Raw genomic sequence first — 13,448 nt, 5'->3', positions numbered from 1 at the left:
TGCTGGCCAGAGTGAAGGACAGCGCTATTCTAATGGCTTTCGCGGCGGGTTCCGGCGAGGCATACCCAACCTTCGTGTTCGCGCCAGACCGAGATGTCGACGTAGCGCGCATAAACGGCCGCAACCTCGTCCGCCTGGCGCGCGAGCACGCCCGACAGCGCGATGCGGCCGCCCGGCTTGACCTTCGACGCGAGCATCGATGCCATCAGCTTCAGCGGATTCGACAGGATGTTCGCGACGACGATGTCGAATTCGCCGTCCGGGCATGCATCGGGCAGCCCGTACGTGACTTCCGCCCGGTTGCGTTCGCTGTTCTGGCGCGCCGATTCGACCGCCTGCGGATCGATGTCGATGCCGATCACGGGGTTCGCCCCGCATTTCTTCGCGAGGATCGCGAGGATGCCCGAGCCGCAGCCGTAGTCGAGCACCGACTGGCCGGGCTTCACCGACTGTTCGAGCCACTCCATGCAAAGGCGCGTGGTGGGGTGGCTGCCGGTGCCGAACGCGAGGCCGGGGTCGAGCTCGAGGACGAGCGCATCGGGATCGGGCGCATCGTGCCACGACGGCACGACCCAGATCCGTTCGCCGATCGGGATCGGCTCGAACTGCGATTGCGTGAGTCGAACCCAGTCCTGCTCCTCGACGTCGCGCACGACGAACGCCGGTGTCTCGGCGATGCCGATTTCGTTCGCGGCCGCCGCGAGCAGCACGGCCGGTTCATGGTCGGCCGACAGCAGCGCGACCACGCGCGAGTGCTGCCACGCGGTGCGATCGGGCACGAGGCCCGGCTCGCCGAAGAGCGGCTGTTCGTCGGGCGTGTCGGCGTCGGCATCTTCGACGGACACCGACAGCGCGCCGAGCTCGAGCAGTGCGTCGGACAGGGCCTCCGCATGCTCGCGGGCCAGTTCGACGACGAGTTCGCGATAACTCATGCTTACGCTTCTTCCGGTGCGACCTGCTGCTTCTGCGCGAGCCGGTTTTCGAGGTAATGGATGCTGGTGCCGCCTTCGACGAACTTCGAGTCGATCATCAGCTCGCGATGCAGCGGGATGTTGGTCTGGATGCCTTCGACGACCATTTCCGACAGCGCGATGCGCATCCGGCGGATCGCCTGCTCGCGCGTCGCGCCGTAGGTGATCAGCTTGCCGATCATCGAATCGTAGTTCGGCGGCACGAAATAGCCATTGTAGGCGTGCGAGTCGACGCGCACGCCGGGGCCGCCCGGCGTATGCCACGACGTGATCCGGCCAGGCGACGGCGTGAACTTGAACGGATCTTCGGCGTTGATCCGGCATTCGATCGCATGCCCGCGGAACTGGATGTCGCGCTGGCGCAGCGCGAGCTTCTCGCCGGCTGCGATGCGGATCTGTTCCTGCACGATGTCGACGCCGGTGATGAGTTCCGATACCGGGTGCTCGACCTGCACGCGCGTGTTCATCTCGATGAAGTAGAACTCGCCGTTTTCGTACAGGAATTCGAAGGTGCCCGCGCCGAGGTAGCCCATCTTCTTGCACGCGTCCGCGCAGCGGTCGCCGATGCGGTCGATCAGGCGGCGCGGAATGCCGGGCGCCGGCGCTTCCTCGATCACCTTCTGGTGGCGGCGCTGCATCGAGCAGTCGCGCTCGCCGAGCCAGATCGCGTTCTTGTGCGCGTCCGACAGCACCTGGATCTCGATGTGGCGCGGGTTCTCGAGGAACTTCTCCATGTACACCTGCGGGTTGCCGAACGCACGGCCGGCTTCCTCGCGGGTCATGTTGACCGCGTTGACGAGCGCGGCCTCGGTGTGCACGACGCGCATCCCGCGCCCGCCGCCGCCGCCCGCCGCCTTGATGATGACCGGATAGCCGATCGCGCGCGCAATCTTGACGATCTCCTTCGGATCTTCCGGCAACGCGCCTTCCGAGCCCGGCACGCACGGCACGCCGGTCTTGATCATCGTCTGCTTCGCGGTGACCTTGTCGCCCATCATGCGGATCGTTTCCGGACGCGGGCCGATGAACGTGAAGCCCGACTGCTCGACGCGCTCCGCGAAATCGGCGTTCTCCGACAGGAAGCCGTAGCCGGGGTGGATCGCCTCGGCATCGGTCACTTCCGCGGCGCTGATCAGCGCCGGCATGTTCAGGTAGCTCAGGTTCGACGGGGCCGGGCCGATACAGACGGCTTCGTCCGCGAGGCGCACGTACTTGGCTTCCTTGTCGGCTTCCGAGTAGACGACCACCGTCTTGACGCCGAGTTCGCGGCACGCGCGCTGGATGCGCAGCGCGATTTCACCGCGGTTGGCAATGAGGATTTTTTCAAACATAGCGAGTATTCGTCTCTTCGAGGGGCGCGCGAGCGGCGCCTGGCGAGCATCGGCGGCGCGCGGCGGCAGGGCCGCGCGGCGGGCTTAGCCGATCACGAAAAGCGGCTGGCCGTATTCGACGGCCTGGCCGTTCTCGACGAGGATTTCCTTGATCACGCCGGCCTTGTCCGACTCGATCTCGTTGAGCAGCTTCATCGCTTCGATGATGCAGATCGTCTGGCCTTCCTTGACCGTGTCGCCGGCCTGCACGAACGGGTCGGCGCCCGGCGACGGCGCGCGATAGAACGTGCCGACCATCGGCGACGTCACGACGTGGCCCTGCGGGGCGGCCGGTGCGGCCGGGGCGCCGGCTGCCGGCGCCGCCGCTGCACCATCGGTCGGCAGCGCGGCCGACGGCGCCGGCGCGCTGACTTGCGGGGCATACCCAGCCGTCGGCTGCACGTAGACCGGCGGCGCGTTCTTGACGATGCGCACCTTGCCTTCGCCTTCCGTCACTTCCAGCTCGGAGATGCCGGATTCGGAAACGAGGTCGATCAGAGTTTTCAGCTTACGAAGATCCATCGGGAATTCCCCTTTCAATACGTGAAAGCGCCGGTTAGGGGCCGGCGCTGAATCTAGATCGCGAAATCAGCCGCGCGACGCGCCTTGCAGCTTGTCCAGCGCGTACTCGAGCGCGTACAGATAACCTTTCCAGCCGAGCCCGCAGATCACGCCTTCGGCCTGGTCGGAAAAGTAGGAGTGGTGCCTGAACGCTTCGCGGCGATGCACGTTCGACAAGTGAACCTCGACGAACGGGATGCCGACGCCGGCGATCGCGTCCCGGATCGCAACGCTCGTATGCGTATACGCGGCCGGATTGATCAGGATGAAATCGGTCTGTTCCTCCCGCGCGGCCTGGATGCGGTCGACCAGCGCGCCTTCATGGTTGCTCTGGAACGACGACAGTTCGGCGCCGGCTTCCCGGGCGCGCGCGGCAAGCGCCTGATCGATCTGCGCGAGCGTGACGCGGCCATACACCTCCGGTTCCCGGGTGCCGAGAAGGTTCAGGTTGGGGCCGTGCAGCACCAGCAATCGTGTCATGGTCGCTTCTATTTCTGCGGAATTGCGCGAACTTTAGCGCTATTTAGAGAAATTTGTCTAGTTTTGCCGAACGGCCGGGCGCGCGGGCCCTGCAAGAATTACCGGTGTCGATGCGCAGTATCGGCGAATTCACGCGAAATTGCGGCGATCGACCTGCAAATCGCCGTCAACGCGCAGGCCGCCATTCGCGCCGATTACAGCGCGTCGAGCGTCTTTTTCAGCTCGGCCGGCTGGATTTGTCCCAATTTTGTCCCGCGCACCTTGCCGGTTTCGTCGATGACGACGGTAAACGGCAGCGCACCGGCGGTATTTCCGAAATTTCGGGCCAGATCGGCGCCCGCATAGCCGCTGACGAAGACCGGATAGTCGACCTTCACCTTCTGCAGGAAGTTCTTCACGTTCTGCTCGGAATCGACGCCGATCCCGACGAAACGGATGCCTTTCTGTTTGTACTGATGCGACAGCGCCACGAGCTCGGGCATCTCCTCGACGCACGGGCCGCACCACGACGCCCAGAAATTGACGACGACTTTCTGGCCCTTGAACGCGGCCAGCGTGGCCGGCTTGCCGTCGATGCCGGTGAGCGACGACGCCCACAGCTGGTCGACCGGGTTGCCGTGGGCGGCCGGTGCCGCGACGGCGACGCCGTCGTCGGCCGTGCCGCGGAACCAGTGGCCGGCGGCAATCCCGCCGGCGACGGCGGCGGCCGCGACCACCGCGAGCGCCAACATGCGTTTCATCATCATCGTTGAATCATTCCGGTTCGGAAGGGGCCCGGCTCGCGTCGACGAGCGCGCGCAGCGCGGCGGCATCCGCGCGGGCGACGCGCCCGCGCGCGTCGGCCTTCACCGCGCCGCGCAGATCGTCGCTCGCATAGAGCGCGAGATGGATGCCGATCGCGTCCATGTCGCGTCGCGGGCGCCACAGGAAACTGAGCGTCTCGACGTCGCCGCGGCCCGCGAAATGCCGCGTCTCCGACACGTCGTACTGGACGTTCTGGTTCAGCAGGTAGATCGCGACGTCCTTCGGGTTGTCGGTGAATGCCTGCAAATGGATATCCGAATGCGCGTTCGCGGTGCCGTTCAGCACGGCGCCCGTCACATAAGGATGGAACTCGGCGAGCCGGCGCATCCAGTCGAGCGCGATCTCGCGCAGGCGGCGCAGTTCGTCCGGCTGCGTGTCGCTCTGGAACAGCGCGAGGTACTCGCGCAGTTCTTCCTCGATCTGGTCGTTATCCGGCAGCCATTCGCCTGCAACGCGCGAATCGCCCAGCAACTGGCGCGCGGCCTTGCGCTTCGCGCCGGCGTAGTCCTGGCCATCCTCCGCGATCAGGCGGGCGGCTGACTGGGCGATTTCCTCGCGGACGCGCCGCGGGTCGACAAGAGGTTTGCGAGACATGATCCGGCAATCATACTCGATCGTCGCGGCGCCCGAGCACGGGTGCGCGGCCCGCCGCCCGAGGGCGCCGGCACCGTTCGCGTGCATCGTTCGGGCCGCCGGGCATCGCAAGCCGTCAGTTACAATACTGCTCTTTGTGTCGCGGCCAGGTCGTTGGCCGGGCGCCGGCCGCACGGCCTCGCCGGCGCGCCGCACACGCATCCTTTCCGAATCGACGGCGCCCGGCGGCGCGAAAGCATTCATCTATGCACATCCACATTCTTGGCATCTGCGGCACCTTCATGGGCGGTCTCGCCGTACTCGCACGCGAGGCGGGCCACACGGTGACGGGTTGCGACGCGGGCGTCTATCCGCCGATGAGCACGCAGCTCGAGGCGCAGGGCATCGCGCTGACCGAGGGTTACGGCGCCGAGCAGATCGACCTGAAACCGGACCTGTTCGTGATCGGCAACGTCGTCACGCGCGGCAATCCGCTGATGGAGGCGATCCTCGATCGCGGCCTGCCTTACGTGTCGGGCCCGCAGTGGCTCGGCGAGCACGTGCTCGCCGGCAAATGGGTGCTCGCGGTCGCGGGCACGCACGGCAAGACGACCACCTCGTCGATGCTCGCGTGGCTGCTGGAAGACGCGGGGCTGAACCCGGGCTTCCTGATCGGCGGCGTGCCGCTGAACTTCGGCGTGTCCGCGCGGCTCACCGATTCGAGCTTCTTCGTGATCGAGGCCGACGAGTACGACACGGCCTTCTTCGACAAGCGCTCGAAATTCGTGCACTACCGGCCGCGCACCGCGGTGCTGAACAACCTCGAATTCGATCACGCCGACATCTTCCCCGATCTCGCCGCGATCGAGACGCAATTCCATCATCTCGTGCGTACCGTGCCCGGCGTCGGGCGGATCGTCGCCAACGGTCGGTCGGATGCGCTCGAGCGCGTGCTGGCGCGCGGCTGCTGGAGCGAGGTCGAGCGCTTCGGCGTCGACGGCGGCTGGCAGGCGCTGCCGGCGGAGGACGGCGTGCCGGTCGACGAACGCTTCGCGGTGTATTCCCGCGCCGAGCGCGTCGGCGAAGTCGCGTGGCAGGTGCAGGGCGAGCACAACCGGATGAACGCGCTCGCGGCGATCGCCGCCGCGCGCCACGTCGGCGTGCCGCCCGCGCAGGCGGCTGCGTCGCTCGCATCGTTCCGCAACGTGAAGCGGCGCATGGAAGTGCGCGGCAGCGTCGACGGCGTGACCGTCTACGACGACTTCGCGCATCACCCGACCGCGATCGACACCACGATCGCCGGGCTTCGCGCGCGGATCGGTCGCCAAAACGCGCGCATCCTCGCGGTGCTCGAGCCGCGCTCGAACACGATGAAGCTCGGCGTGATGAAGTCGCAATTGCCGGCGAGCCTCGCCGATGCCGATCTCGTGTTCGGCTACGGCGCGCCGACCGGGCGCGATGCGCTCGGCTGGAATCTCGCCGAGGCGCTCGCGCCGCTCGGCGAGCGCGCGCGCGCATTCGACGATCTGCATCTGCTGGTGAAGGCGGTGGTCGAGGCCGCACGTCCGGGCGACCACGTGCTCGTGATGAGCAACGGCGGCTTCGGCGGCGTGCATCAGAAGCTGCTCGACGCGCTCGGGAGCCGCACGTGATCCTGTATCTGCACGGCTTCCGGTCGTCGCCGGAATCGCAGAAATCGCGGCTGCTCGCCGCGCGCATGGCCGAACTCGGCCGCGCCGGCGAGTGGCGGTGCCCGTCGCTGTCGGTGTCGCCGCTGGAAGCGATTGCGGTCGCCGAGGCCGAGGTCGCGGGGGCGGCCGACGTCACTGTCATCGGCAGCTCGCTCGGCGGCTATTACGCGACGTGGCTCGCGGAAAAACACGGGTGGAAGGCGGTGCTGCTGAATCCGGCCATCGTCCCGCAGCGCGACCTCGAACAGTATCTCGGCGAACAGCCGCTGTGGCACGGCGGTGGCACGATCGTCGTCGAGCGCCGCCACCTGCAGGAACTCGACGCGCTGCGCGTGCCGGCGATCACGCGCGCCGACCGCTACTATCTGTTCGCGGCGACCGGCGACGAAGTGCTCGATTATCGCGAGATGCTTGCCCATTACCCGGGCGCGAAAACCCGCGTGATCGACGGCAGCGATCACGGAATCAGCGAATTTGCCGACTATGTCGACGACGTTCTCGCGTTTTGCGACGGAAAGACGTCATAAACCGGCCGTGTGCCGATCGAATTCCCATCATCATGCGGCGCCGCCGACGCGGCGCCCGGCAGTCTGAACGAGAGTACTGAGTGAACGTTTTCTTCGAGGAATCGGGCAGTTTCAAGGCGGGCAGCGTGCTGTCGCGCCAGGGCGACGCATTTCAGGTCGAGTTGCCCGGCGGGCGGCGCGCGAAGGTGCGCGCGAAAGACGTGCTGATCGAATTCGACAAGCCGGCAGCGGGCGAGCTGATGCAGGAGGCCGACACGGCCGCGCAGCAGATCGACCTGGACTTCCTGTGGGAATGCGCGCCGGCCGACGAGTTCGCGTACACGGCGCTCGCCGCCGAGTACTTCGGCGCGACGTACGGCCCGGTCGAGCGCGCGGCGCTCGTGCTGCGGCTGCACGGCTCGCCCGTCTATTTCCGCCGCAAGGGGCGCGGCCAGTACCAGCGCGCGCCGGAAGAGCAGCTCAAGATGGCGCTCGCCTCGCTCGAGCGCAAGCGCCAGCAGGCGCTCGTGCAGGCGCAGTATGAAGAGGAACTGAAGGCCGGCAAGCTGCCGGAAGCGTTCGCGGGCAAGGTGCTCGGGCTGCTGACGCGGCCGGACAAGAATTCGATCGAATACAAGGCGATGGAAGCGGCGGCCGGCGCGTGCGGCGTATCGCCGGCGCGGCTGATGCTCGACTGCGGCGGCATCGAGTCGCCGCGGGCGCTGCACGAAGCGCGCTTTCTCGCGGAATTCTTCCCGCACGGCACGGGCTTTCCGCCCGTCACGGTCGGCCCGCTGCCGGACGACCTGCCGCGCGCGAACGTCGAGGCGTTCTCGATCGACGACATCACGACCACCGAAATCGACGACGCATTTTCGGTCGAGCACCTGTCCGACGGCCGGGTGCGGATCGGCGTGCACATCGCGGCGCCTGCGCTCGGCATCGTGCGCGGCGATCCGGTCGATGCGATCGCGCGCGCGCGCCTGTCGACCGTCTACATGCCGGGCGACAAGATCACGATGCTGCCGGACGACGTCGTCGACGTGTTCACGCTGAAAGAGGGCGATTACCGCCCGGCGCTGTCGCTGTACATCATCGTCAACCGCGAGACGCAGGACATCGTCGCGAACGAGACGCGCGCCGAGCTCGTCTTCGTGAAGAACAACCTGCGCCACAACACGCTCGACGAGCTCGTCACCGAGGAGACGCTCGCGGCTGGCACCGGCGACTATCCGCACAAGGACGACATCGCCGTGCTGTGGCCGCTCGCGCAGGCGCTGTTCGAGAAGCGCCAGGTCGCGCGTGCGGGCTACGGCCTGAAGCGCGAGGTGCAGCGCAACACCGACTACAACTTCTACGTCGAAGGCGAGCACGTGACGATCACGCCGCGCCGCCGCGGCTCGCCGCTCGACCTGATCGTGTCGGAGCTCGCGATTCTCGCGAACTCGACCTGGGGCGCGTTCCTGCACGATCACACGGTGCCGGGCATCTATCGTTCGCAGCGCGGCTTCGGCGCGCCGGGCCCGAAGCGCACGCGGATGCAGACGACGGCCGCGCCGCACGAAGGCCTCGGCGTCGCGCAATACGCGTGGAGCACGTCGCCGCTGCGCCGCTACGTCGACCTCGTGAATCAATGGCAACTGCTCGCGTGCGTGCAGCACGGCGTCACCGCGAAGCTCGCGGCGCCGTTCAAGCCGAAGGACGCCGACCTGTACGCGGTCGTGCAGGGTTTCGACGATACGTATACGGCCTATGCCGACTACCAGCGCCGGATGGAGTACTTCTGGTGCCTGCGCTGGCTCGCGCAGGAGCAGAAGAAGCAGGTCGTCGCGAGCGTCGTGAAGGGCGATCTCGTGCGCCTCGAGGAAATTCCGCTGCTGCTGCACGTGCCGGGGCTCGGCGTGCATGCGCGCGGCACGCGCGTGCTGCTCGACGTGATGTCGCTCGACGAGCTGACGATCGAGGCGTCGGTGCGCCTGCTGAACGTGCTCGATGCGCCGACCGTGACGAGCGGCGACGCGGCCGACGAAGAGGATGACGCCGAGGGCGGCGACGATACGCTGGTCGACGCGGAAGACGCGTCGGCGCAAGCCGAGGCCGAAGCGCTGGCCGAATCGGGCGACGATGCGGCGGCGGAGGGCGGCGAAGCCGCGAGCGGCAACGACGGCGAAGAGGGGCGCGCATCATGAACGCAGCGGCGTCGTCGAGCGGCGTCGACCGCTATGTCGTGTTCGGCAACCCGGTGGCGCACAGCAAGTCGCCGTTCATCCACGCGCAATTCGCCGCGCAGACCGGCGAGCCGATCGAGTACACGCACCGGCTCGCGCCGGTCGACGGTTTCGAGGCCGCCGTGCGCGCGTTCGTCGCCGAAGGCGGTCGCGGCGCGAACGTGACGGTGCCGTTCAAGCTCGACGCGCATGCGCTCGCCGACACGCTGTCGCCGCGCGCGGCGGCGGCGGGCGCGGTGAACACGCTGCGTATCGACGCCGACGGCCGTCTGCACGGCGACAACACCGACGGCGTCGGCCTCGTGCGCGACATCGAAGCGAATCTCGGCGTGTCGCTCGCGGGCGCGCGCATTCTGCTGCTCGGCGCGGGCGGCGCCGCGCGCGGTGTCGTGCTGCCGCTGCTCGACCGCGCGCCGCTGTCGATCGACATCGTGAACCGCACCGCGAGCAAGGCCGAAGCGCTCGTCGGCCAGTTCATGCAGGCCGCGCACGATGCGGGCTGCCTGCTCGCGGGCGGCGGCCCCGGCGTCGTGCGGGCCGAACCGTACGACGTGGTGATCAATGCGACGGCCGGCAGCCTCGACGCCGCGCTGCCGGAATGCGACGCTGCCGCGTTCGGCGCCGGCACGCTCGCGTACGACATGATGTACGGCGCGCAGCCGACCGTGTTCATGCAGCACGCGGCGTCGCTCGGCGCGCGCACGGCCGACGGGCTCGGGATGCTGGTCGAGCAGGCGGCCGAATCGTTCTTCATCTGGCGCGGCGTGCGGCCGGACGGCGCACCGGTGCTGGCCGCGCTGCGCCAGGCGCTCGCGGCGAGCTGAACGGAGCGCGGCACGTGGCGGCGGTGAGCGGCACGCAGCGCACGCGGACGACGAGCCTCGCTCGCTGGATCGTCTATGCGGGATCGGTGTTCGCGGGCGCATGGCTCGCGACGCAACTGTTCTATCTCGCGCAGATCGCGCTGTGGTCGTTCGTGAACCCGGGCTCGACGGCGTTCATGCGCACCGACGCGTGGTGGCTGTCGCGCGGCACGCCGCCCGCGCAGATCCGGCACCAGTGGGTGCCGTACGACCAGATCTCGCGCAACCTGAAGCGTGCGCTGATCGCCTCCGAAGATTCGACCTTCGCGACCAACAACGGCTACGACGTTGACGCGATCCTGCAGGCGTGGGAGAAGAACAAGGCGCGCGGCCGGATCGTCGCGGGCGGCTCGACGATCACGCAGCAGCTCGCGCGCAACCTGTTCCTGTCGCGCGAGAAGAGCTACATCCGCAAGGGGCAGGAGCTGATCATCACGTGGATGCTCGAGACGGTGCTCGACAAGGAGCGCATCTTCGAGATCTACCTGAATTCGGTCGAGTGGGGGCGCGGCGTGTACGGCGCCGAGGCGGCCGCACGCTATTACTACAGGATTCCCGCGAGCCGGCTCGGCGCGTGGCAGTCGGCGCGTCTCGCGGTGATGCTGCCGAAGCCGCGCTGGTTCGATGCGCATCGCGGCTCGGCGTACCAGGCGCAGCGTGCGGCAATCATCGCGCGCCGGATGGGCGCGGCAGAGCTGCCGCAATCCGAGTAAGCGGCGCGTCCGCGCCGCTGCATTGTCCGTTTCGCCGCCGACGCGCGCTTGGTGCATTGCAGCGGATTCGTGTCGCCGCCATTTCGGGCCGCATCCTTTAGACGAATCCGTCTATTTCGCTCGACTGAGCAATGCCGGCGACCGTGCGATTTTGTTGGCCTGCAGCGCATGAAAATCCATGCTTTTCGAGTCTTCGCGGGTCAACGCGAAAGTCGATGAAAGCGACGTGAAATGCAACGTTTCGCGAATCGAAGCATTCCTGAAAGGTGTGCGCCGCACCGCCCGCGCGCCAAATATTTCAAAATTTTTCAAAGCTGACGGGCTCGCGTATATTGGCCAGCGCCTCGGCTTATCGGCCGCAATCGAGGCGGGGGGCGGCTTATCCGGCTGCTCGACACAAAAAACATCCGAGAGAAGGAACGCAACGATGCCAGCGAGCAAAGCGAAGCTGTTGTTGGGGGTGGTGTGTTCTTCGCTGATTCTGACGGCCTGCAACGACGACGTGACGTCGTCCGCTGCTGCAAGCGCCGCCAATTCGGCCGATCCCGCCGGTCAGGTCGACCGCGCGTACAACGATCCCAACAGTTATTCGTCGAGCGCGAACGCGTCGCTCGACGCATCCGCCGCGGTCGAAAAAGCCGCCGTCACGCACCATCAGATCACGCTGAACGGCAAGACGATCCGCTACACGGCCACCGCCGGCCACCTCGTCGCACACAATCCGCAGACGGGCGCGCCCGAAGCGTCATTCTTCTATGTCGCGTACACGGCCGACAACCAGCCCGCGGCGAAGCGGCCCGTCACGTTCCTGTACAACGGCGGCCCGGGCTCGGCCTCGGTGTGGCTGCACCTCGGTTCGTTCGGCCCGCGCCGGATCCAGACCGGCGACCCGAACGCGAACACGTCGACGTTCCCGTTCGTCGACAACCAGGAAACGCTGCTCGACACGACCGACCTCGTGTTCGTCGATGCGATCGGCACCGGCTTCTCGGAAGCGATCGCGCCGAACACGAACCAGACGTTCTGGGGCGTCGACCAGGATGCCGGCGCGTTCCGCGATTTCGTGACGCGCTACCTGAGCGTGAACCAGCGCAACGATTCGCCGAAATACCTGTTCGGCGAATCGTACGGCACGCCGCGCACCGACGTGCTCGCGAACCTGCTCGAGACGGCCGGCGTGAAGCTCGACGGCATCGTGCTGCAATCGTCGATCCTGAACTACAACACGAACTGCGACATGGCGAGCGACTATGTCGGCAACTCGAACAACGGCGCGAGCCCGGTGAGCTGCGCCGGCTTCGTGCCGTCGTACGGCACGGTCGGCGCGTATTACCAGCTGGACAACCCCAATCCGTCGAATCTGCCGCAGTATGCGGACCAGATGCGCCTGCTGACGGCCGGCAGCTACGCGCCTGCCGTGAACGCGTATCTGGCGAGCCACACGCCGCCGCCGCCGAATCTCGTCACGACGATGGCGAATTCGACCGGCGTGAAGCGGGCGCTGTGGAATGCGGACTTCAACGTGGTCCCGACCTTCTTCGACAACAGCTTCCAGCTGTCGCTGGTCCCGGGCACGCTGATCGGCCGCTACGACGCACGCGTGAACGTGCCCGTGTCGAGCCCGCTCGCGGCCGACGGCGATCCGTCCAGTTCGTTCATCACGAAGCCGTTCACCGACACGATCGGCAGCTACCTGCCGAACGAGCTGAAGTACACCGCGCAGTCGGCCTACTCGGTGAGCAGCAATGCGATCAACACGTGGGACTGGACGCACGACGGTCTGGCGATGCCCGACACGATCCCCGATCTGGCCGCGGCGCTGACACTGAATCCGCAGTTGAAGGTGCTGTCGCTGAACGGGTATCACGACATCGCGACGCCGTTCTACCAGACCGAGCTCGACCTCGCGCGGCTCGGGACACAACCGAACCTGACGATCAAGGACTATCAGGGCGGGCACATGGTTTATCTCGACGATACGTCGCGTCCGCAGGAGAAAGCCGATCTCGTGACCTTCTACAGCGCGGCCGCGCACTGATTGCGCCACGTCGGCGACGGGCGCCCCCGGCGGCGCCGCTCGCCGGCCGTCGACCTCATTCCAGACTGGAGCCTGACATGAAGAATCGTTTCATCGTCGTTGCCGCGGCGCTCGCATGCGTCGGCGCCGCAGCATCCCTCTCCGCGTTCGCGCAGGCGAGCGACGCCGCCGCGCCGGCGCGTGCGCGCCAGGCGCAGCTCGGCGATCCGTACGTGCCGCCGGCCGCCCGCCATCCGACCGCCGGCACGCAAACGACCGGCGCCGCGCTGCATGCGCAGGTGGTGCGCAAGCTCGCGCGGCAGTTCAGCGCGGCCGATACGCAGAACACGGGTTCGATCACCGAGTCGCAGGCGCGTGCGGCCGGCCTCGGCTATGTCGCGAACCACTTCCGGCAGATCGATGCGGGCGGCAACGGTCGCGTGTCGTTTGCCGACGTGCAGCGCTACATGCAGACGCGCGACACGAGCCAGCAGTAAGCGCGGGACGCGTCGGACAAACGGGGGCGGAGCCTGCGACGCGGCGGGTTTTCCGCCCCCGTGCGCATGGCGTGGCCGTCGCGTCGAGCCCGCGGCCGATTTCGTCCCAATCTCATTATCTGGACAACGCATTCAAATATTGGAGACGAGTGCGTGCGCTCCTACAATCCGAAG

The 13,448-nt window shown here is 67.2% G+C and carries 13 protein-coding genes; 7 read left to right on the top strand and 6 right to left on the bottom strand.

Translation table 11 applies throughout. From position 1 onward, the window contains the following. Positions 1 to 29: 29 nt before the first annotated feature. The 6 genes from prmA to WS89_RS16150 form a co-directional block, all read right to left on the bottom strand. Positions 30 to 932 carry a 50S ribosomal protein L11 methyltransferase gene (prmA, locus tag WS89_RS16175; RefSeq protein ID WP_059791896.1) on the bottom strand — a complete coding sequence of 301 codons (903 nt, stop codon included), beginning with the start codon at positions 930 to 932 and terminating at the stop codon, positions 30 to 32. A 2-nt stretch (positions 933 to 934) separates the two neighbouring features. Then, positions 935 to 2,302, bottom strand: a complete 1,368-nt coding sequence (gene accC, locus WS89_RS16170; RefSeq protein WP_059500935.1) for an acetyl-CoA carboxylase biotin carboxylase subunit — start codon at positions 2,300 to 2,302, stop codon at positions 935 to 937. A gap of 84 nt (positions 2,303 to 2,386) precedes the next feature. After that, entirely contained in the window at positions 2,387 to 2,863 is a 477-nt protein-coding gene (gene accB / locus WS89_RS16165; protein ID WP_034206358.1) for an acetyl-CoA carboxylase biotin carboxyl carrier protein, read from the bottom strand. A 66-nt stretch (positions 2,864 to 2,929) separates the two neighbouring features. Beyond that, positions 2,930 to 3,382, bottom strand: coding sequence for a type II 3-dehydroquinate dehydratase (aroQ, locus tag WS89_RS16160; RefSeq protein WP_027783493.1), 453 nt, complete (start codon positions 3,380 to 3,382; stop codon positions 2,930 to 2,932). Between the two features lie 194 nt (positions 3,383 to 3,576). Next, entirely contained in the window at positions 3,577 to 4,128 is a 552-nt protein-coding gene (locus WS89_RS16155) for a TlpA family protein disulfide reductase (protein WP_059791894.1), read from the bottom strand. A 7-nt stretch (positions 4,129 to 4,135) separates the two neighbouring features. After that, positions 4,136 to 4,780: a hypothetical protein gene (locus WS89_RS16150; RefSeq protein WP_059791984.1), complete on the bottom strand. Its 645-nt coding sequence runs from the start codon at positions 4,778 to 4,780 to the stop codon at positions 4,136 to 4,138. Positions 4,781 to 5,025: 245 nt separating this feature from the next. On the opposite strand from WS89_RS16150, the gene mpl reads away from it, so the two are divergent. The 7 genes from mpl (at position 5,026) to WS89_RS16115 (ending at position 13,274) form a co-directional block, all read left to right on the top strand. After that, positions 5,026 to 6,411, top strand: a complete 1,386-nt coding sequence (mpl, locus tag WS89_RS16145) for a UDP-N-acetylmuramate:L-alanyl-gamma-D-glutamyl-meso-diaminopimelate ligase (RefSeq protein WP_059500938.1) — start codon at positions 5,026 to 5,028, stop codon at positions 6,409 to 6,411. Beyond that, entirely contained in the window at positions 6,408 to 6,977 is a 570-nt protein-coding gene (locus WS89_RS16140) for a YqiA/YcfP family alpha/beta fold hydrolase (RefSeq protein WP_059500939.1), read from the top strand. Before mpl ends, WS89_RS16140 begins: the two co-directional genes overlap by 4 nt. Positions 6,978 to 7,057: 80 nt before the next feature. Next, the gene (locus tag WS89_RS16135) at positions 7,058 to 9,145 is read left to right on the top strand and encodes a ribonuclease catalytic domain-containing protein (RefSeq protein WP_059791892.1); all 2,088 of its coding nucleotides are present in this window, start codon (positions 7,058 to 7,060) and stop codon (positions 9,143 to 9,145) included. Then, entirely contained in the window at positions 9,142 to 10,008 is an 867-nt protein-coding gene (gene aroE / locus WS89_RS16130) for a shikimate dehydrogenase (RefSeq protein ID WP_059500941.1), read from the top strand. The genes WS89_RS16135 and aroE overlap by 4 nt, the downstream gene beginning before the upstream one ends. A gap of 14 nt (positions 10,009 to 10,022) precedes the next feature. Continuing rightward, a complete protein-coding gene (gene mtgA, locus WS89_RS16125; RefSeq protein ID WP_059791891.1) occupies positions 10,023 to 10,760 on the top strand; it encodes a monofunctional biosynthetic peptidoglycan transglycosylase in 738 nt (245 codons plus the stop codon). Positions 10,761 to 11,187: 427 nt separating this feature from the next. Then, positions 11,188 to 12,798 (top strand): S10 family peptidase, encoded by a 1,611-nt coding sequence (locus tag WS89_RS16120; RefSeq protein ID WP_059500943.1) that lies wholly within the window; start codon positions 11,188 to 11,190, stop codon positions 12,796 to 12,798. Between the two features lie 77 nt (positions 12,799 to 12,875). Further along, the gene (locus WS89_RS16115; RefSeq protein WP_059500944.1) at positions 12,876 to 13,274 is read left to right on the top strand and encodes an EF-hand domain-containing protein; all 399 of its coding nucleotides are present in this window, start codon (positions 12,876 to 12,878) and stop codon (positions 13,272 to 13,274) included. The last annotated feature ends 174 nt before the right edge of the window (positions 13,275 to 13,448 follow it).

The organism is Burkholderia sp. MSMB1072 (assembly GCF_001524725.1).
Taxonomy (GTDB): domain Bacteria; phylum Pseudomonadota; class Gammaproteobacteria; order Burkholderiales; family Burkholderiaceae; genus Burkholderia.
This window is presented reverse-complemented; position numbering and strand designations above follow the sequence as displayed.